The following is a 20,812-nucleotide window of genomic DNA, read 5'->3' as shown; positions in this document are numbered from 1 at the left end:
TCGACTCCCCCCATGCACATCTTCTGAAAGGGAACCTCATGAAGCGCACCATCACCCTCGCCACCCTCGCCGTGGCCTCCACCCTGGTTTTGTCCGCCTGTGCAGACGGTACCGAGGGAGAAAACACCGACGCCACGACCATCGCCACGACATCAGCCCCCGACACCGCCGAGACGACCGGAGCCACCACAGGTACTGAAACAGAGACGGGGGCGGCTGGAGAGGTCTCCGCCGAGCACAATGACGCCGACATCATGTTCGCGCAGATGATGATCCCGCATCACCAGCAGGCCGTGGAGATGAGCGAGATGCTCCTGGCCAAGGATGATATCCCGACCGAGGTCGCTGACTTCGCCGAGGGCGTCATTGACGCTCAGGGCCCCGAGATTGACCGGATGAACACCATGCTCGAGGCCTGGGGAGAAGAGCCGGTCACCGGTGACATGGGTGGGATGGACCATGGCGGGATGAGCGGGATGATGAGCGAGCAGGACATGGCAGCCCTCGACGACGCCCAGGGCACTGAGGCGGCCCAGCTCTACCTGGAGCAGATGACCGCCCACCACGAGGGCGCTGTCGAGATGGCCCGCGATGAGGTCACTGACGGCCAAAACCCGCAGGCCATCGCCCTGGCTGAACAGGTCATTGAAGACCAGGAGGCCGAGATCACCCAGATGGAGCAGATGCTCAACGCGCTCTGAACAAAGGCAGTGCCTGACCACACCAGATGAGAAGCACGACGATACGACCATCAGGTCACACCAGGATTTCTGGGAAGGACGAAGAATATGCCAACTAAGATCAAGGTTGCAGTAAACGGGTACGGTGTCATCGGTAAACGGGTAGCCGACGCGGTGAGAGCCCAGGAGGACATGGAACTCCTCGGGGTCAGCGACGTCACCACCGATTACCGGGTCGCCACCGCCATCACACTGGGCATCCCGGTGTATGCTTCCACCGAAGAAGCCCACCAGGAGATGAGCGAGGCCGGATATCCTGTCGCCGGAAACCTATCGGACCTGCTCGACAACGCTGACGTCGTGGTGGACTGCACCCCGGCCACAATCGGGGCCGGCAACCTCGACCTCTACCGCACGCATGGAGTCAAGTCCGTGTTCCAGGGCGGGGAGAAGCACAGTCTCACCGGTCACTCTTTTGTTGCCAACGCCAACTACAGTTCCACGCTCGGACGCGACACCACCCGCGTGGTGTCCTGCAACACCACCGGAACTGTCCGCACTCTGACCGCACTCAAAAACGCTGGGTTGCTGACCAAAGCACGCGGAGTGCTCGTCCGACGGGCCACCGATCCGTGGGAATCCGATCACTCGGGGATCATGAACACCATCGTTCCCGAAGGCAGGATCCCCAGCCATCAGGGCCCGGACGCCCAGTCGGTGGTCCCCGACCTGGATGTGGTGACCATGGCGGCCAAGGGAGCACACACCCACAACCACCTGCATTTCTGGACCATCGAGCTGACCCGTCCGGCAGACGCAGCAGAGGTTCTCGAGGCGTTGAAGGCGATGCCGCGGATCGCTTTCGTGCGACGCTCCGATGGCATCGTGGCGGTCAACAGCACCGTCGAACTGATGCGAGATCTAGGTAGGCCACGAGGTGATATGTATGAGGTCGCCATCTGGGAGGACATCCTGACCGTGCAGGGCAATGAGTTGTACTGGACGTACACGGTCGATAACCAGGCCATCGTGGTCCCCGAGAACATCGACGCGATCCGTGCCCTGGCTGGCACCGTGGAAGACGGTGATGAATCCATCCAGCGCACCGATCGTGCCCTGGGGGTACGCGCGGACTTTGTCTCCCCTGCGCCCACCAGCTGATTCACGCAGCAGACACCCACGGCGGTGCCCGACCCGGATATGAGCTATCCGGGTCGGGCACCGCCGTTTGCCCAGGTGATCAGACGCACCGCGCCTTCTTTCGAAGACGCACTCAGGTACGAGATGCTTCCGCGATGGTGCCGATTGCTTGTGCCAGGACAGCGTCGAATTCGACGTCATCCTGGGTAACGGTGAGCCCTTCGGTCAGGGCGCGGGAGAAACTGGCGATCATCCCGCGGTTGCGTGCCAGGCGAGCGTTCGCTTCCGCGCGTGAGTAACCCCCCGATAGTGCCAGCACCCGGATCACCCGCGGATGTTCCACGAACTCGCGGTAGAAGTCATCCGTGTCCGGAAGCGTCAGTTTGAGGATGACCGCCTGGTCCTCCTTGAGCTGGTCCAGCTCTGTGCGCAGGGCCCCCCGGAGCTGGTCTTCTACCTCGGTTTTCCGGGGACTGTGGATGTCGACCTCAGGCTCAATAATGGGCACCAGCCCGAACCCGAGGATCTGCTGAGCGATCGCAAACTGCTGCGCCACGACAGCGTCCACCCCCTGCCCGGGAAGCTTGATGAACGAGCGCATTTTGGTACCGAACATCTTCTTGCTGACCGCACGGGCAAGCAGGTCATCTAAGTCAGGGAGAGGCTTCATGACCTGAGCCCCATCGGTTTCTTCCGCCAGGCCCTTGTCAATCTTGAGGAACGGCACCATGCCTTTGACATTCCACAGGTACTCCCCGGTGGGTATTCCCCCGATGTCGCGGTCCATGGTGTCCTCGAACATAATCACCCCCAGGATCTCGTCACAGTCGAAGCTGGGGCTGGTGATGATGCGCCGGCGCATCTTATGCACCAGATCAAACATCTCCTCCTCACTGGAGTAGGCGTCCTCATTGATCCCATAAAGTTTCAGCGCTTTCGGGGTACTGCCCCCACTTTGATCCAACGCCGCGATGAAGCCTGTACCGGCCCTGACCATGTTGTATTTCCCTGGATCCATGACATTTCCTTCCGCCTAGCAAGTTGTAACCATGTTTTCGAGCCTGCTGCGCCTCGGTCCCAGGACACGGTGCTCGTTGTCGTATCCCGGTGTGGTTCCTGTCCCTCTGGTTGACCGTGAAGTAAGACACACCTGAGGTCAACACCGAGGATCTGCATCATGACGGCTCTTCCCCGGTGGTGCTCGGCCAGCGTGCATCTTCGACAGCTGCCCTCTCCGCCGGAGGGAGCAGGTCGTGCCCACGGCTTCGTCCTGTGTGGCGGACATCAGGGGTCTTCTCCCCTGGTTATGCCCGGGGAAGAGATGTCCGGTGGGTCGCGTCGTATCCCCAACAGGTCTGTTGACTGCCCACCGGCGAGTTCCACATACGCTCCCGCGCTCCCGACGGAGATGGGTGGGGCAGTACTGGGGTGTAGGTGGATGACCAAACTATCGATGCTCAGGGCAACATCGATCAGGTGCCCGCGGTAGTGGATCTGGAACTCCACTTTTTCCAGGTGGGCAGGCAGTCGGGGAGCGAAGGTGAGGGCGTTGGCTTCGGTCTGCAGACCGGCAAAAGAGCGGGTGAGGATATCCACCGTGCCTGCCATTGCACCCAGGTGAATTCCTTCGCGTGTGGTTCCCCCCTGGGTGTCATCCAGGTCAGCGACAAGGGCTTCGCGAAACAGTGCCCAGGCCTGGTCTTCGTTGAAGCGGGAGAGCACCGAGGAATGGACCACCCGGCTGAGGGTGGATCCTTCTGAGCTGCGGGACACGTAGTACTCCACGGTGCGTTTCAGATCAGTGTCGGAGAAAGAATAACCGAGCCTGCCGAGTTGATTGATGACACCGGCTGGCCCCAACAGATAGATGAGCATCAATACATCGGCTTGTTTGGCCAGTTTATATCGATTGGTGGTGTCCTTTTCGGCTTCCAGGATGAGGTCGAGCCGACCGATGTTGCCGTACTTTGCCCGGTATCGCGACCAGTCCAGTTCCAGCAGGTCCTCGTACCCGTCGAATTGACTGATGATCCCGTCGGCGTGGAACACGACGTTCAGGGCGCTGCTCAGCTGGGACCAGTGGTGGATTTCGTCGGGGGTGATCTGCAATCGGTCGATGAGGTCATGTTCGTGGTGGCCGGCCAGTTCCCGGAGGGCATCGATCGCCCGTTCACAGACCCAGGAGAGAAGAATGTTGGTGTAGGCATTATCGGTCAGGCCCTCTCCGGGATGATCGGGGTAGCCATCGTGGTATTCGTCCGGCCCCATCACCCCGGTGAGGTGATATCTTCCGGTGGCATCGTCATAGGTGGTCAGGGAGGCGAACATCCTGGTTATCTCGATGATCAGTTCCGCTCCGCGGGTGGCCAGCCAGTCCCGGTCACCGGTGGCCTGAAAATACTGCCAGGCGTTGTAGGCGATGGCCAGACCGACGTGGCGCTGCCGGCTGGAGTTGTCCGGCATCCACCGGGCGGATCGTGGATTGTAGAGCCACTGGGGTGTCTCCTCCCGCCCGTCGCTGCCGCTCTGCCACGGAAACAGTGCCCCGTTGAGATCCTGCGCCCGGGCAGCCGCCCGCGCAGCGTCCAGCCGCTGCCACCGGTACTCCAGAAGTGCTTGGCTTACCTGAGGCAGCCGCAGCCCGATAACCGGCAGGACGAACAGTTCATCCCAGAAGATGTGCCCGCGGTACCCCTCCCCGTGCAGGCCCCGGGCCGGCACCCCGGCATCCAGCTCCGCGGTGTGCTCGGATATTGCCTGCAGCAGGTGAAACACGTGCAGGTTGAGTATCAGCCGGGACTGGCGGTCCCCGTCAAAAATGACCCCGAAGCGATCCCACAGGCGACGCCAGGCTGCTTCATGGTCGTGGAGCAGGGTGTCGAAGTCGCCGACATGGCGGGAGAGCTCGGTGAGCGCTGCCTCTCCCGGTGAGGAGATCGCCACATCCCGTGAGGTTACTACCGCCGCAGTTTTCATCATCGTGGCGGTTTCTCCGTCGACCAGCTGAACATCAAAGGTGCGTAGGTGTCTCCTGCCGCCATCGTCGACGTCACTGGCTGTTGCTTCCCGGCCAGGGAACTGCGTGCGTACCGCGAGGGCGATACGAATCTGGCTCTGGTTGGTCTTCACCTCACACAGAACGGTGTGGTCGTCTAGGTCGGTGAAGACGGCGTCGCTCAGGTGCCTCTGCCCGCTGCCGATGTAGTCGCGGACATTGGTGTTGGCGACCTGCGCATCAATTCCGGACCGGATGCCGACCGTACCGTTGAACCCGTGTGCCGTCACCGTGGTTTCCAGCGCCGCCAGGTGGGGGTTGTCCATCGAGACTAGCCGCCGCTGCACCACGATAAGCTGCGCGTCCCCGGGGCCGATGAGGGTGACCCGGCGGGTGAGCGTCCCGCGACGCAGATCGAGTTCAGTGTGATCCTCGGAGGCCTGCATCTCTCCGGTGGACCACCAGGGACCGTCGCCGATGCGAACATCGACCGGCAGCCAGTTGGGGACGTTGACCAGGTGTTCTTCTTCCATTTCGCGGCCGTGGATGATGCCGGCCGTCCGGTTGTAGACACCCGAGAGGTAGGTCCCCGGATAGTGGATCCCGTCGTCACCGCGTTCCGGGCGCACACCGCGGGTGGCCATGTAGCCGTTACCCAGGGCGGTCAGGGCCTCCCTATGGCCCTCGTGGGCCGGGTCGAATCCTTCGTAGACCAGCATCCAGGGGTCGGTGCGCGATGCGCCCAGATCCAACTGACCCACATCACCCAGGACGACATCAGCACCCGCCGCCTCCAGTTGCTCCCGGTACCCGGCGTGATCGATGCCCACCACCAGTCCGAAACCGCCACCGCGTCCTGCCTTGACCCCGGACACGGCATCCTCGATGACCACGGCACGCTCCGGGGACACTCCCAGCCGACGGGCCGCCTCGAGGAACATCGCCGGATCCGGCTTGCTGGGCAAACCCTGCTCCGCGGCCACCTGACCGTCAATGATCATATCAAACGCCGACTCCAGGCCCGCGGCCTCCAACAGAGCCTGCGCATTGCGGCTGGCCGTGACAAGACCCACCGGGACACCCCCGCTGCGCAGACGGTCCAGCAGCGCCACGGCTCCGGGATACACACTGACACCATCACGGGCCAACGCGGCCAGGAACAGGTCATTTTTGCGCACACCCAGTCCGGCGACCGACCAGGCCTCCGGTCCATCCTCCGGGCTGCCGGTGGGAAGCCGGATACCGCGCGAGGTCACAAAGGCGCGGATGCCGTCTTCGCGGCTGCGTCCGTCCACATAAAGCCGGTAGTCCCGGTCGGCGTCGAACGGTGGCGTATCTGTTCCCACTCCGGATCTCGGGTCGGCCAGGACGGAGTCGAAGAGCTCCTTCCAGGCCGCCGCATGCACGCTGGTAGTCCGGGTGACGACCCCGTCCATGTCGAACAGCACCGCGTCATAGGGCAAGGCTGTGGGATGATTCGACGGCAGGGGTGGTGGGGTCTTCGGAGGATGTGACGGTGTCATCTCAGGCCGGTTCCTCCCGTGATACCTGATCACAGGGAAGGTCGGGACCGGGGACAGCTGACCATTGCCAGTTGCTGATTCCCGGCATGTCTTCGCCGTGGGTGCGGATGTACTGGTGATGTTCGATCAAGGCGTTCTTGAATTTTTCGCGCGCGCTGGCCGACACGTCCTTGAGCCGGGGCACTCTGTCAATCACAGCCATGGCCAGGTGGAACCGGTCGATCCGGTTGAGCACGCACATATCAAACGGTGTCGTCGTAGTGCCTTCCTCCCTAAAACCGTGGACATGGAAGTTGCCGTGGTTGGTCCGCCGGTAAGTGAGCCGGTGGATCAACCACGGATAACCGTGGTAGGCGAAGATCACTGGCTTGTCCGTGGTGAACAGCGCGTCGAAATCGATGTCCGACAGCCCGTGCGGGCCTTCGGACTCGTGTTGCAGCCGGAGGAGGTCTACGACGTTGACCACCCGGATCGACAGATCCGGAAAGTGGGTGCGCAAAAGGTCCACGGCGGCGAGGGTCTCCATGGTGGGAACGTCTCCGGCGCAACCCAGCACGACGTCCGGTTCCGCGTCCGGGTGTGTGCTGGCCCAGTCCCAGATGCCGATGCCCTTGGTGCAGTGGACGATGGCATCGTCCATGTCCAGGTACTGCAGTTGTGGCTGTTTACCGGCGACGATGACATTGACGTACTGACGGCTGCGCAGGCAGTGGTCGGCCACCGACAGCAGCGTGTTCGCATCCGGTGGTAGGTATACCCGGATGACCTCGGGTTTCTTGTTGAGCACGTGATCGATGAAGCCGGGATCCTGATGGGAGAAACCATTGTGGTCCTGCCGCCAGACGTGGGAGGTCACCAGATAGTTCAGGGAGGCCACCGGCCTGCGCCACGGGATACCGTTGGCCGTGTCCAACCACTTGGCGTGCTGGTTGAACATGGAGTCCACAATATGGATGAAGGCCTCATAGCAGGAGAAGAATCCGTGTCGACCGGTGAGCAGGTAACCCTCCAGCCAGCCCTGACAGGTGTGCTCGGACAGGATTTCCATGACCCGCCCGTCACGGGCCAGATGATCATCCCCGGGGACTGTTCCGGCATTCCAGGCCCGGTCCGTGGCCTCCAACACCGCGGTCAGGCGGTTAGAGTTGTTCTCATCCGGGGCGAAGACCCGAAAATTGTCCATATTCGCAGCCATAATGTCGCGCAACATCTGCCCCAGCACCCGGGTTGCCTCGACCTGACCGGTGCCGGGTTCTTCCACCGGCACCGCGTAATCGCGAAAATCCGGCATCCGTAGATCCCGCAATAACGTGCCGCCATTGGCATGAGGGTTGGCACTCATCCGTCTGTCCCCGACAGGGTGCAGAGTGCCGATCTCTTCGACCGGTTTCCCGGAGTCGTCGAAGAGCTCCTCTGGGCGGTAACTGCGTAACCAGTCCTCGAGGATCTGCCGGTGGCTCTCGTTTTCCCGTGCCTCGCTGAAGGGAACCTGGTGGGAGCGCCAGGACCCTTCCACGTCCTGCCCATCCACTTCCACCGGGCCGGTCCATCCCTTGGGGGAGCGCAACACGATCATCGGCCAGCGGGGCCTGTGCGTCTCTCCGTTCTCGCGGGCACGACGCTGGATCTGCGCAATTTCCTCCAGACAGGTATCCAAGGCACGGGCGAAGTCCTGGTGCATCTGTTCCGGGTCGTGGCCCTCCACGTAATAGGGCGTATGCCCGTAACCGCGCAGCAAGTCGTCCAACTCGTTATGGTCAATCCGTGCCAGGACGGTGGGACTGGCGATCTTGTAGCCGTTGAGGTGCAGGATCGGCAACACAGCTCCGTCGCGTGCCGGATTCATGAACTTGTTGGAGTGCCAGCTGGCTGCCAGCGGACCGGTTTCCGCCTCCCCATCGCCCACCACGGCCGCGACAATAAGGTCGGGGTTGTCGAAGGCCGCCCCGTAGGCGTGGGAGAGGGCGTAACCCAGTTCCCCGCCCTCGTGAATGGAGCCAGGAGTTTCCGGGGCCACATGGCTGGGAATCCCTCCGGGGAAGGAGAACTGCTTAAATAACTGTTTCATCCCCGCCAGGTCCTGGCTCACGTCCGGATAAGTCTGGCTATACGTCCCTTCCAGCCATCCCGCTGCCACCGGGCCTGGTCCACCGTGGCCGGGGCCCATGACGTAGATCATGTTGAGATCGCGTTTGATGATGCTGTGGTTTAAATGCGCGTAGATGAAGTTCAACCCCGGGGTGGTGCCCCAGTGCCCCAACAACCGGGGTTTGATGTGTTCGGGCTGCAACGGTTCGCGCAGCAGGGGATTGTCCATCAGGTAGATCTGCCCGACGGACAGATAGTTCGCTGCCCGCCACCAGGCATGAAGCCGGGTGAGTTCGGTGGGTGTCAGGCCCCCACCATCAGAGTGCATGTCAGTAGTGTTATTTACCATCTCATCTGTGCTTTCCCTCGGAATGTCGATGATCTGAACCACTGCGCTCACCTCGTGGCCACAACCGCAGGTGCGGGGCAATAGTGCTGGAGCAACGTCTCATTCGCGACGTTCCCGGAGAGCGAAGGCTCCTGCCTATCGGGAGGTGGGGGCGATAGTGAGCGTGGTCGTGGTGGGGGGTTAGCTCAGGGTGGCGAGCAGCTGCGCGCAGGCCTGTTCACACCGACGGCAGGCCTCGGCACAGACCTTGCAGTGCTCATGCATCTCAGCGTGGCGATCGCATTCCTCCCCACACGCCTGACACGCAGTACGACAGGCCTCCAGGAGGGAGCGGATGAGGTTGACATCCCAACCGCCAGGACGCGAAAGCACCCGGCCGGTGGTCTCACAGATGTCAGCGCAGTCGAGGTTGAGGCGGATGCAGGTGGTCAGCTCCGCGACCATGTTCTCGCTCAGGCAGGCATCCGCGCAGGCGGTGCAGGTCTGGGCGCACTCGAAGCAGGCTGCGATGCATTCGGCCAGGGCATCCTTGTCGATCTGGCTCAGGTCTTTCGGGTGGGTATCCAGCATGGTGCGTACGTGATGAGTCATGTCGTGCTCCCTATCTCGCGTCGATCCGAAAAAAGCCGGTCGAGCCGACCAGCCCACACTCTCGACCCTAGGGGTCTCCCGGTGGGAATCACGGGGTTAAATCATGAAGATTTCATGAAGAAACCCATTCTCCGCCCCGCGGCTTAAAGCCGCTAGGAAGTCCCTGGGTAACGTGGCCAGTGCCCGGGCAGTAGCTGCGTCGAGTGGGCCGGCCACAGGCTCCCCAGAGCCGGACGCTGTCCTACCCCAGGCCTTACCCCAGTGGCACCTATCGAGCCGGAGGAGTGACAAGCCACGACGCTAGTGAACAGCACCATCCCTTTCTGACTCTCAGCTTCTGCACCAACCAAGAAACCTAGAAAGCATTATCGTGAAACGCACCATTGCTCTAGCCGCCCTCACCCTCACCTCTACCCTGGTACTGGCCGCCTGCGCGGACGACACCGCATCCGACGCACCCGAGACCACGACCACCCAGGCCTCCGCGGAGGCTGGCATGGACGCAGAAGGTCATGACCATCCGGCTGATGGTGGGCAACCCCCGGCAGGGATCGTAGCGGAGGAGAATCCGACCTACCCGGTGGGCACCGAGGTCATCCTCACCGCCGATCACATGCCGGGCATGGAGGGGGCCACTGCGACGATTTCCGGGGCGTTTGACACCACCACCTACTCCGTCAGCTACACCCCCACCACCGGTGGCGGCCCGGTCACCGATCACCGGTGGGTAGTCCATGAGGAGCTCGTCGACCCGGGTGCGGCTCCGCTGCCCGATGGGGCCGCGGTCATCCTCGACGCCGAGCACATGACGGGGATGCATGGGGCGGAGGCCAACATCGACTATTCCACTGATGAGACGGTGTACATGGTGGATCTCACCGTCGACGGGATGACCATGACCAACCACAAGTGGGTCACCGAAAGCGAGATCTCCCCGGCGGAGTAAAACGCACCAGGCGCAGCATAAGCACCCAGGGGCCTCACCTATCTGGTTGAGGTCCCTGGGTGTTTGTGTCTTGGGTTTCTCCCCTAGGGTGAGGTGGTTCTTGTCGTGGGTGAGCATCTTCCGGGCCAGCTGGTAAGCGTGGGCGTTGCCTCCCCGGCGGACGACGTCACCGACGAGTCGGGAGCGTTCCCACCGGTGACTCTGCCGGTGGCGGGGGTGTTTGCTTGATGGCGGCCGATCTTCACGGCGGGGCGGATGTTCTCTGATTTGCTGGCCAGCCATAGACATCGGGAGGCGAGATGGCCCCGCACCAGATCCCGCACCGGCCATCATTACCCCTGATGACCTGGACTTATTAGTTACATCTCTTCTTCTCGGAACAGCTAGGTACTGTACCCAGAGTTACCGGGGTTGTGGTCGGCGATACTCGGCTTCTGCACTACGAACCGCAGGACCAGGCCCCCGCGCGTGGAGCGAAGGCGAAGCGGTTCCAGACCAACTTGTTGCAGGGCGGATTCGAAGGCGGCGGCCTCGAAGAGGCGGTGCGGGGAGCCGTCGACCCGGTGAAGCCAATTCGCCACGCGCGAGGAGAGCAAGTCGTATCCCACGAACAACCCGCCCGGGCGCAGGACCCGAGCCACCTCAGCCACCGCCTGCTCCCATTCGACCACGTGATGGAGCATGAGAAAGCTCAACACCGTGTCGAAGGATTCGTCGGCAAAGGGCAGGGCAGTGGCATCGGCCTGACGTGTCTCAATGGGGAGTCCTGCGAGGGATCGCTGGGCAGCCTGGACCATGGCAAGATCAACGTCGGTCGTCGTGAGGTTCACCTGACCGTGGGACTTGATGATTGCTTCAGCCATCGCTCCGCTGCCGCCGCCGATTTCCAGAACGCCTCCAGTGATGGACCAGCCCTGCGTCGACCAGGAAACGATCCGCCGGGCCAGAAAACGCCACAGGACACTGCGGCAGAATAAAGCTTCTGTAGTCGACATCCGTGGCATAGCTTCCTCGTATCTACCGGGACGGGCGGAAAGCACTACTAGCCGCCCCTCCCTATAGCCTGATCTGGTTCTCCAGCATGGAGACACCCCTAGGTGTCGTGGGCAACCTCGAGCGGCTCGCGGTGCTGCCCCGCAATCAAGCGGATAACCGCGGGTCCAGAACCCTTTCGACCGCAACACAAGCAGCTACCAGCCCTGACTACCTGGCCGGGTCTGGTAGCTGCTTCCTGCCCTCGTGTCTACCACAATGCCAGCTGCCCCTCGTCCCACCCGAGCTTCTGGCAGGCACGGTGATAGGCGTGTTCATCCCACCCCTGCCGGACGGCGTCGCGGACCAGGACGGAGCGTTCCCATCGATGCTGGCTTCCCATGACGGGGAGGTTGCCACGGTGGCGACCGAGTGCCACGGCGTGGTTGATGTTTTCTGATTGGGTGCCCGGCCACAGGTGGTTGTCGTCGACGCGGACGCAGAGGGGTTCACAGCAACCGTGCTCCCCGATGATCCCCTCTGGCAGCTCAGCAGCCTGGTGGATCATGAGGGCAATCCGGTGGGCGGAGACAGTACGGCGTTCTCCTCCGGTCTGCCAGGTGAATCGGCCGTACCCGTCAGGCTTGGAGATGGCCCCACACCAGATCCAGCATCCCTCCCCTTCCGCGCGCACCACGTGAGCCCAGAAGCGACGAATGGCGTGGTCGGTAAGCGCTAACCGGGAATTGGTGGCCACTGCCCTGGAGACCGTCCGAATCGGCTGGGGCAGGCCCGGAAGTGGCAGGGTGTCGGGCAGCAGGGAACTCACCTTCTCAACTCTACGTCCGACACCCTCAGCGGCACCGGTCCTTGGGGGATGCCACGAAGGAATTTTCCGCGACAGACTGGCCGGGAGAACCTCTCCGAGATCAAGACCGGGCGCCCGCGCCCAACAGATTCACTTCGGCAGGGAGGCAAGGACCCCGTCAGGGTCCGAACAGGGGCCGTCTCCCGGGCCGGCTCAACGATGGCGCGGCCCTGTTCTTTTTCCTGTGGGGGAATCTACCCGCCCACTAAAACACACGCTGTCTCCATTCGAACAGAGAAGCCATCCTTTCTCACGCCGCCGTCGTCTCCTCCTCCCGCCATATCTCGGCGGAAGGTGTGACGCTCCCCGCGCAACTGAGAAAGCAAGCCCGGGAGCGGAGGACAAAAATTATCCACCAGTTCGTTGCAGCGAAGACTCTCGATCGTTCAGCGGTCTCTGTGTCCAAATATCCTGTTGGTGCGCCCCCGAAATCACCACCGTCAGCAGACTTCGGCAGCCCTTTTTTTCTGATGGGAAATCAGCCATGTTTATGACGCGATTTCAGGCCTCGGGAAGAAGCGTCACACCAGGGAAAAACGAACCGTAAATGGGAGGTCATTCCGCGTGAAAAACCATGCCGGGAAGACACTCTCCACAACCCGAAACAGGACTCCGACAGAGTCCAGATTGCCCACCGAAAAACGCCGCGTTCAGAGGGCAATAACGGGGCCGGAAAATGGCCCGGGAAACTGTACCAACAACTGTACCATTGCGTGGTACAACCAGTCACCCCCCACCACAACGCCACTACCAGCGAAAACAGGCGAGAAACTGTACCTTCGGAGACCGCTCAAAACGTGCGACAACTCCCCCTTTTGGACTCCCACGCGCCGAACGGTTTCTTACGTCCCTGCGGGTCTGCATGCAGGCGTCTTTACCGTCGGCGCCCGGGCACAGCGGCCCCCTTGGTGGAGCTAACATCTGGGGCCAGTCACGTCGTGATTTTTGCACGTGTTCGCACTGTTTCGTCGTGGCTGGTTTCCCCGGCGTCCAGGCGCACCACCTGTGGTCTGCCGCGGTACTCCGGCTCGGCGGTCTGGGGAGGGTCGACGCAGCCAGTTTCCTCATGCCTCGTCGACGGGTGTAGGCCGTGTCCGCACGGACCCACTGTCGCGGGTCGGTGGTTGCTGTTTCCGGGTCTGCGAGGGCGAGTGTGGTGAGCTGCTGGGTGAGCCGTGCCAGCGTGTCTTGCTGGGTTCGGGGTTATCTTCGTCGTCAGCCGCGGGGAAAACCGAACCGTCAACGAAACATCACTCCCCTGCCAGAAAGCATGCCTCGAAAGCACTACCCACAACCCGGGACAGAGCCCCGACAGAGCCCGGATTACCCACCGAAAAACGCCGCGTTCAGAGTGCGATAACGGGGCCGGGAAACTGTACCACCGGCTGTACCACCCCCTGGTACAGCCAGTCACCCCACCCTAAAACGCCACTACCAGCGAAAACAGTGTCGAAACTGTACCACCCGACCCCCCAATAGAGCGTCCGACCACCCCTCCTCCTGGCCACCCACTCGCCGAACGGTTCCTTGCTTTACTGCGGGTCTGCATGGGGGTGTCTTTAGCGTCGAGGTTCAGGCACAGTGAGGCCCTTGGTGGAGCTAACATCTGGGACCAGTCACGTCGTGATTCCTGCACGTGTTCGGAATACTTCGTCGTGGCTGGTTTCCCCGCCGTCCGGGCGCTCCCCTCTTCGCCCTGCCCTTATCCGACGACTCGGCGGGTTGCTAACGGTCGGCGCAGCCAGTCTCCTCGTGTCTTGTCGACGGGTGTATCCCCTGTCCGCACGGACCCGCCGCCATGAGTGGGTAGTCACTGTTGTCGGGCCCGTAATGGTGGGTGTGGCGAGCCGCCTAATGGGCCTTGTCGGGGTCACTTTTGTAGGTCTGGAGTTTTCTTCGTGGCGGGCCGCGGTGTGCACCCCGGGAGTGGGTGTCTGCGCGGTGAGCTCCGGGGTATTCTTCGAAGGTTGGTTCGAGATCTGCTGGGTGGGCAGCGCGAGGGACGGAAACGGGCAGAGGTGTGCCCCGTGGTGAACCGGTGGATCCATCGCGGGCACCGTTGTTTCCCCCATTCCCAGTGGGTAACCACTCCCCCGTTGCCACCTAGGGAACCGGCCTTCCCGGCAGCCGGCGCAAGGCGCACCCGCCATCGATGTTTCCCGCCTGTCCCGGCCATGCCCACACGGGCCAGGGGAACACCCCAATGCCCACCCCGGAAGACACCCTCCGCGCGGCGCACTCCCCCCGCTCCATCACGGCCTCGCTGCCCGACGGACAGTGGCGGCCACCAACGGGGGTTCACCCCTGCCGACACCCTCTACCAGCCAGGCCTGGGCCACCTGCCGAGGGAAGACGCCCCCAGGCGGATTCCCGCACACCCCACGCGAAGGGGACACGCCCCCAAGGGCGGGGCCCCGACCACCCACCCACCCAAGCGCAGGGATCGCCCCCAGGGCGAGCCCCAAGCGACCCCCACCCCACCCACCGAGGTCGCACGCCCCCAGGGCGGGCGACCGGACACCCACACCCACGCAGACCACCCCCGGCAGCCCACTCCCCCACGGACGTCATCATGACTCCGCCGGCAGCCCGTCACTGAGTTTCCCGTCGTCACCGGGCCCGCCCGGCGGAGCAGTCCTGATCACGTACCGTCCGCGTCCTGGTCTGCCAGTTCACTTCCGACAGCGCAATACCAACAGGGGTGGCCCGGACATTCACGAGCGACCGACTGCCTCCCTCCCCCTACTGGATCCCGCTTCTCCCCTGTGGACCAGAACCCCTGGGAGTGGTGACGGGAAAGCCCGCGGAACATCCTGCGCCGTCCATCATTTCCCGCCTTGCGTCGTGAGGCATACGGGGAGTTCCTGCCCGCTGCTGGGCAAGAGTTCTCAGCTGCGGATCAACCGTCTAGCCAGCAACCGTGAAGGCTTCCTCCGCGGTCTCCACCAGGGGAACCTCTCTCGCCTGATCACTGACCGGTTCCTCCGGCCTCGGCGACGCCATAAGCGCCGACCCCCAGGAGGATGACAGGACAGTCGCAACGAGGCGTGCACCGAGGGGAGAAAAGACGAGGAACACACCAGTTCCGGGACAGTGGGCGGAGTGGCGAAAAATCGTTGATGTTTCGCCGTCGGCAGGTGCGGCAGGCGGGGGCCGCTCCGTCGCCGCGGGGCTCCCCTCCCCCACCACGGGGCGTACCGCTGCGCGGGCAGGGCTTGGGCCCATCCGTGGAGTGCACGGTGTTGAACACCCCTTACATCGGCGGGAATGGGCCCAGATGCGGAAAAACAGTGATTGTAAGGTGTAGCCTACACCTTACATTTCCGGCCAAAACCAGAACTGAGCTGCGATTATTCCGGGTTGGGGGCCCGACGCAGATCCGCCACCAGCTCCCCCGCATCGATCTGTAGGACCGTGGCCAACGTGAGGATGTTCAACAAAGCGATATTGCGCTCCCCGCGCTCCACCGAACTGACATACGTGCGATGCAGACCCGCCGCATGAGCCAAGGCCTCCTGGGACAGCCCCGACGCTGTCCGTACTGCCCGCAGCCGCTGCCCGAAGGCCCGGAGGAGCCTCTCATCTGTGTCCATCCCTTCAACATCACGGGATGATGACTAAAGGTCTACAGACTATAAGTATCATATGGGGCCACCGTCCCACTCCCCAGGAGGAAACCATGACCCGCAAACGCTCCAGCCCCCGCACCACGACCACCCCACAAGCCTCCCTTCCCCCCTTGGCTGCATCTGTGTACCGGGAAATCTCCCAGACCCCCCGCTTGCGGGAACTGGTAGGCACAGACGTCGACTATGACGACCGAAAACTAGCCCAGACCCTCTACGACCGAGGATGGGAGATGCCCTATGAACAGATGGGCGATCGCCTCCTGCTGTTCACCCTGGGGGAACTCGCCGAGGGCACCGGCGTGATGATGCCGGGCATGGCAGCCCACTACGAACAACTCGATGGCATCGACCAACTCCTGGTCCTACGCGTCATGCGCCGCGTCGTCGACACAACCCTCCAGGACGACTACATCGGCGAGAAAAAACACGACGGCAAACCCACCTTCACCCGAGCCCGCGGCGCCACCGAGTTCCTCGACCTCGCCCAGGCCTACCTCTCGGTGGCCACCGGACTATTGGAGCTCGAGGAAGCCGTGGAACGCTACCAGGGGTCATCGCCTGATCTGGAGCTGCCGGAATTCGCCACCCAGATGGGCTACCCCATGGAATCCGCCCTCCACGACATCGACGTGTACCAGGAAGCCTACGACGCGATCGAAAACGATCTGCCCGTGGCAGCAGCCGTCAACTTCGTCCATAAAACAGTCGCCTCGTGGACAACCCCCATGCCGATGTGGCTCCTGTACGACCTCGCCTCCCAGGCCGACTCCAGGAGCCTGCCCTTCAGGGATCAGGCCGATCAGCACGCCGCCGCAGAACAAACCCGGAAACAACACAACCGAGGCAGCGATGAGAACAAGATCCTGTGCGGCCGGCCCACCAAGGCCGGAGGAGCATGCGCCAGCCGGGCGGTGACCTGGCCCGGAAAAACCCGCGGCCCCGCATGCTCCCGACACCTCACCGAACAGGAAGCAGACGAGCTCGAGCAACTCTATCTGCGGGCAGTCGATACACAGCCCTGCAGAGGATGCCAAGCCGACCCAGGTGCCCGCTGCACCAGCCAACCCAGCCGACAAAGGCGTGTGGATGGCTACTACTCAGGGTGGCGCAGCATGGGGCGCCGCAAAGTCCACGCCGTACGGCTCAGCGACTTCGCCACCGCCACGAAAAAGAGCCCTTCCCCGTAGATCCCCGCAATGCAGCACCTCTCGCGCCCGCAGAAGCCTCATCCCTTCAGCGGTTAGATAAGCCAAGCTCAGGCACATTAAGCGCGAACAGCTGATATACATCTACAAATCTCTACATCGATAAATTTTAATGTATCGATGTAGAGATTTATTTACCCTCTCCCCTGTCAGCCGCGTCCCAGACCGGAAAGAAGCTCCCACCCCAGGGGAAAGCCCGGCACTCTGGCACCCGGTCTTGAGGTGACGCAGCCGCCGCTCACCCCTGAGCAGCTGGCCAGTAGAGGAGGAACAGGGTCCCCCCCCACCCCGAGACTTCAGAAGTCGGGGATAAAACCACCGTCCCCTGCCTGGCGGGGTGCCGCTCAGGCCGCTCCCGCACTGCAATCCCGTAGTGACGTAGTGCTGTAGTGCTGTAGTTAACCCCTACCGCCAGGACCGGCGACCCCAAGGTTGGAAAGCAGCCGCCAGGAAGGAGAGTTCAAAGTCAGCACACATGGACGGAAAGCACCCCCCAAATCCCTCAAAGACACCTAAGGAAAAGGCCATTTATCAAGGTAAATGTAAATACATCGGTACATCACGATTTATAGATGTAAGATGTATTTACATCATGTTGCATCTCCTAGGAAAGGTATCCCGATGATTATCGGAGTAGTCAACGGCAAGGGGGGCGTCGGCAAGACGACCACCGCCATCTATCTGGGCAAAGCTTTCAGTGACCTCGGACACGAGGTCACCGTCATTGACCTCGACCTGCAGGGCTCAGCCTCCGACTGGGCGGACCGGGCGGAATCCACCGGCGCCCCCCTCCCGTTCCCAGTTGAAGTTTCCAACCTCAAACGCCTGCCCCGTGCGGTCGCCGCCGCCGGTAAAGATTCGATCGTCATCCTCGACACTCCACCGGGGGATGCTCGCTCCATTGACGCCGCCATTCAGGAAGCAGACTTCGTGATTGTTCCCACCCAGGCATCCAGCATTGAGGTTGCCCGCGTGTGGGAAACCATCCCCTCCCTGAGCGAAACTCCCTTCGGCGTTCTCATCACCGCCGCCCGTCTTGGCACCCGCAACCTCGAAGATGTCACCACGGTCCTCAAGGACCAGGAAATCCCCCTCTTCGAGGTTTACATCCCGATGCGTGAAAGTATCCGAGACTCATTCGGCGCCATCCCCGCCAAGAGCGAAGGGTATGAGCATGTTGCTCAGGAAATCCTGGAGGCCCTCCAGTGAGCGACAAGAAGTCAAAGTTCCAGCCGCCAACCTCAGCCAAGGCAGCTCCGCGCCGCAGCATGACAGAAGCCTTCCATGATGGCGAGGAGCCCATCACCATGTTCACCCTCCGGATGAACAGTGATCTTCACCGTCGACTCAAGATTCAGGCAGTGAACGAGGGACGATCCATGAAGGAAATCCTCGAAGACCTCCTCCGTGAGTACCTCGACAAGAAGAAATCATGATGTACATACATCAGATGTATGTACATCGCTACACCTAACCCCTACCGACCGCACCTTGGGGCAGGCTCGCCCCCTCCAGCGGGGGAGTGGCTGTATACCGACCCCTTCAGCGAGGTCCCCAGCCCGCCCATAGGGCCGCCTCGAGAAGGCTAAGCGCATCTGCAGTTCGTAAGGAAAAATATCGATGCATATACATCGAATGCATATACATCGATAAATCTTGCCGGTGTTGTTCAGCCGGTTGACGCTGACGTGCACAGTCGACTGCTACCGTAAAAATGAAAGGCCGGGCGCTGCTCCAACAGCCCCGGCCATGACCCCAAAAACGCCCAAGAGAAGCGGTGAGGATTTATGGAAAATTATAGTCCGTCAGAGACCAGAAAGGGCAAGCCCGAGCCCGTTGCTGCCCTCGAAGCTCGCCTGATGGAAATCGAAGATGGACTTCTAGATCCCTATGCGTTCTCTTCGAGGACTCTGATCCAAGCGACGTTCCCCCACAGCTCGAAGGCCGGCGACAAGATTGTCCTCCTGAACGGGGTCATGAAGGTGACGATGATGTCTCCCTACGGCCTGCCTTACGGTGTCTATCCGCGGCTCATCATGTGCTGGCTCACCCGAGAAGCTATCCGCCGCCGCGACCTACCTGTTGAGGAAGCTCGCGTCATCCCGCTAGGAGGTTCCCTATCGGAGTTCATGCGCGAGGTCGGTCTCAAAAATGCCTCTGGAGGAAAGAACGGGAACATTGCTAATCTGCGCAAGCAGCTCAAATCCCTGTTCGCCACGCTGATCAGCATCGAAGTCGAAGGGCATGAATACCGGGACGGGAAGCAGATCGCTTTTGACCAACTCGACAACACCCTGATCGCCGAGTCTTCCATGCTGTGGTGGGACACTAGGCGCCCAGACCAGCTGAGTCTGCAGGATTCGTCAGTGACACTGACGGAAGCGTTCTATCGTGAACTCACCTGCTCAGCAGTCCCGCTGGACCTGGGCATCTTGCGGCAGATCCGACGATCCCCCCTCGCTATAGACCTCTACTGTTGGCTCACCTACAGGCTCTCGTACCACCGCGGGATCACTGTCGTCACCTGGGACCAGTTACGAGGACAGTTCGGCGCCAGTTACCCCAACACCATGCGGGGTCGATCTAACTGGAAAATCAAGGTGCTCGCCGCCCTAGAGAAGGTTGTTGAGGCGTGGCCAGATGCTTCCGTAGAAGCAACCCTAAACGGGCTGATGTTGAAACCTGGTGATCCGTCTGTGCCTAGACAGGTGGAAGATGACATCAAGAAACGATACCGATTGGGGGAGGACAACCCCTTCTAACCGCATTCCGAAGAGGCCCCGCGAACCAGTTCAGGGTTCGCGGGGCCTCTTCGGAGCTGGGGTCTACGCATAAACGGTAGCGCCTCTTCGGAGCTGGGGTCTACGCATAAACGGTAGCGCCTCTACGCATAAACGGTAGCGCCGTCAGGTAGGTTACAGCTGGCCATTAGGGGTTTTTGGCCACCCCCCTATAGGCCCTTTAGGGCCTATTCCCCTGTACTGATACCTGTAGAGCGAGCATCTCAAAATGTGAGGCAGCATGTTGTGTCATGGTCTCCATCTGCTCGATGAGCAGCTTGATGGCCTCCGGTTGCTTATCCGGTGAATAGCCGTGGAGGATCAGCAGTCGTTTAACCGAAGAGCACAGCTTAGCGGGGCCGTCCTCCCGAACTGTCCAGGCCGTGGGCACATCACAACACAGCACCCCACCAGCTGCCTAACGATCTCTGCGAGCCTTCCCGTCCCTGGTCCTGGATCGCGAACTCGTTAAACGCCACAGGTGTCGTAGAAGGCGAGTTCATCCTCCTTGAGCGGGGGAGTGAACTGCTTTCCACGGCTGGCTTCCTACACGCTGTAAGACTCACCTACATCACTACAGTCCTACATCACTACAGCCCTACATCACTACAGCCTTATATCACTACATCACTACATCACTACAAACCGGCCTGGTTTTCGCTACCACACTGTGGCGCAACGACACCGTGCCCAGTGGCCTGCACATGAGCGGTCCCGCACGACGGCATCCTTCCCCCTGTCCTCGGTGATTGATCGCCTGCTATCTCATGCGACCGAAGCTTCGTGCCGAGGGCACGAAAGGACACACACCTCTTGCACTCCAGTGCTGTGCCGCAGGTAGGCCCCCTAAAACCTGCAACTAACTCTGCAACTCACCTCCGCGTGATCTCCACCCACATAAGCCGAGAAGTTCGAGTTACCAGCAGCGGGCAACTCCTCGAGGCTGCTCGACAAGCCACCACGCAGGCACGTGCTATAGCCAAGCTCGACATCTATCCGTCTGAATCGGCCTGAGTTTTTGAGAGTGGCGTGTTACGCGGCGTCAA

The 20,812-nt window shown here is 61.7% G+C and carries 14 protein-coding genes and 1 pseudogene; 7 read left to right on the top strand and 8 right to left on the bottom strand.

Going from position 1 to position 20,812, the window contains the following annotated elements; all coding sequences use genetic code 11:
- Positions 1–38: 38 nt before the first annotated feature.
- Positions 39–701: a DUF305 domain-containing protein gene (locus tag EAH68_RS13780; RefSeq protein ID WP_126121920.1), complete on the top strand. Its 663-nt coding sequence runs from the start codon at positions 39–41 to the stop codon at positions 699–701.
- An 87-nt stretch (positions 702–788) separates the two neighbouring features.
- Positions 789–1,841, top strand: coding sequence for a type II glyceraldehyde-3-phosphate dehydrogenase (locus EAH68_RS13775; protein ID WP_126121919.1), 1,053 nt, complete (start codon positions 789–791; stop codon positions 1,839–1,841).
- Between the two features lie 112 nt (positions 1,842–1,953).
- On the opposite strand, the gene EAH68_RS13770 is transcribed toward EAH68_RS13775, so the two are convergent.
- From EAH68_RS13770 to EAH68_RS13755, 4 genes are all read right to left on the bottom strand, one after another.
- On the bottom strand, positions 1,954–2,838 hold the full coding sequence (locus EAH68_RS13770; RefSeq protein WP_126121918.1) for a fructose bisphosphate aldolase: 885 nt from the start codon (positions 2,836–2,838) through the stop codon (positions 1,954–1,956).
- Positions 2,839–3,104: 266 nt separating this feature from the next.
- Positions 3,105–6,263: a beta-phosphoglucomutase family hydrolase gene (locus EAH68_RS13765; protein ID WP_241228477.1), complete on the bottom strand. Its 3,159-nt coding sequence runs from the start codon at positions 6,261–6,263 to the stop codon at positions 3,105–3,107.
- A gap of 76 nt (positions 6,264–6,339) precedes the next feature.
- Positions 6,340–8,754 (bottom strand): phosphoketolase family protein, encoded by a 2,415-nt coding sequence (locus EAH68_RS13760; RefSeq protein WP_206436425.1) that lies wholly within the window; start codon positions 8,752–8,754, stop codon positions 6,340–6,342.
- Positions 8,755–8,955: 201 nt separating this feature from the next.
- Positions 8,956–9,366 (bottom strand): four-helix bundle copper-binding protein, encoded by a 411-nt coding sequence (locus EAH68_RS13755; RefSeq protein ID WP_126121916.1) that lies wholly within the window; start codon positions 9,364–9,366, stop codon positions 8,956–8,958.
- A gap of 370 nt (positions 9,367–9,736) precedes the next feature.
- On the opposite strand from EAH68_RS13755, the gene EAH68_RS13750 reads away from it, so the two are divergent.
- On the top strand, positions 9,737–10,312 hold the full coding sequence (locus EAH68_RS13750; RefSeq protein WP_126121915.1) for a YdhK family protein: 576 nt from the start codon (positions 9,737–9,739) through the stop codon (positions 10,310–10,312).
- A gap of 383 nt (positions 10,313–10,695) precedes the next feature.
- Here EAH68_RS13750 and EAH68_RS13745 read toward each other — a convergent pair whose 3' ends face one another.
- The 3 genes from EAH68_RS13745 to EAH68_RS13735 all read right to left on the bottom strand — a co-directional run bounded on the left by EAH68_RS13745 (position 10,696) and on the right by EAH68_RS13735 (position 15,745).
- The gene (locus EAH68_RS13745) at positions 10,696–11,307 is read right to left on the bottom strand and encodes a class I SAM-dependent methyltransferase (protein ID WP_241228476.1); all 612 of its coding nucleotides are present in this window, start codon (positions 11,305–11,307) and stop codon (positions 10,696–10,698) included.
- 248 nt (positions 11,308–11,555) lie between these two features.
- The gene (locus EAH68_RS13740; protein WP_241228475.1) at positions 11,556–12,113 is read right to left on the bottom strand and encodes a hypothetical protein; all 558 of its coding nucleotides are present in this window, start codon (positions 12,111–12,113) and stop codon (positions 11,556–11,558) included.
- A 3,389-nt stretch (positions 12,114–15,502) separates the two neighbouring features.
- A complete protein-coding gene (locus EAH68_RS13735) occupies positions 15,503–15,745 on the bottom strand; it encodes a helix-turn-helix domain-containing protein (protein ID WP_126121914.1) in 243 nt (80 codons plus the stop codon).
- A gap of 281 nt (positions 15,746–16,026) precedes the next feature.
- On the opposite strand from EAH68_RS13735, the gene EAH68_RS13730 reads away from it, so the two are divergent.
- From EAH68_RS13730 to EAH68_RS13715, 4 genes are all read left to right on the top strand, one after another.
- Positions 16,027–16,968 (top strand): hypothetical protein, encoded by a 942-nt coding sequence (locus EAH68_RS13730; RefSeq protein ID WP_126121913.1) that lies wholly within the window; start codon positions 16,027–16,029, stop codon positions 16,966–16,968.
- A gap of 639 nt (positions 16,969–17,607) precedes the next feature.
- On the top strand, positions 17,608–18,195 hold the full coding sequence (locus EAH68_RS13725; protein ID WP_126121912.1) for a nucleotide-binding protein: 588 nt from the start codon (positions 17,608–17,610) through the stop codon (positions 18,193–18,195).
- Complete coding sequence (locus tag EAH68_RS13720; protein WP_126121911.1) at positions 18,192–18,422, top strand: ribbon-helix-helix protein; 231 nt, start codon at positions 18,192–18,194, stop codon at positions 18,420–18,422. Before EAH68_RS13725 ends, EAH68_RS13720 begins: the two co-directional genes overlap by 4 nt.
- A gap of 423 nt (positions 18,423–18,845) precedes the next feature.
- Positions 18,846–19,748 carry a replication protein RepA gene (locus EAH68_RS13715; RefSeq protein ID WP_241228474.1) on the top strand — a complete coding sequence of 301 codons (903 nt, stop codon included), beginning with the start codon at positions 18,846–18,848 and terminating at the stop codon, positions 19,746–19,748.
- A gap of 199 nt (positions 19,749–19,947) precedes the next feature.
- Here EAH68_RS13715 and EAH68_RS15180 read toward each other — a convergent pair.
- Positions 19,948–20,312, bottom strand: a pseudogene (locus tag EAH68_RS15180) (type I restriction enzyme endonuclease domain-containing protein); the annotation flags it as partial.
- Positions 20,313–20,812: the final 500 nt, after the last annotated feature.

It is taken from the genome of Corynebacterium hylobatis (assembly GCF_003955685.1).
In the GTDB taxonomy this organism is placed as follows: domain Bacteria; phylum Actinomycetota; class Actinomycetes; order Mycobacteriales; family Mycobacteriaceae; genus Corynebacterium; species Corynebacterium hylobatis.
The sequence above is the reverse complement of the archived record's forward strand: the minus strand, read 5'-3'. Positions and strand labels throughout refer to the sequence as shown.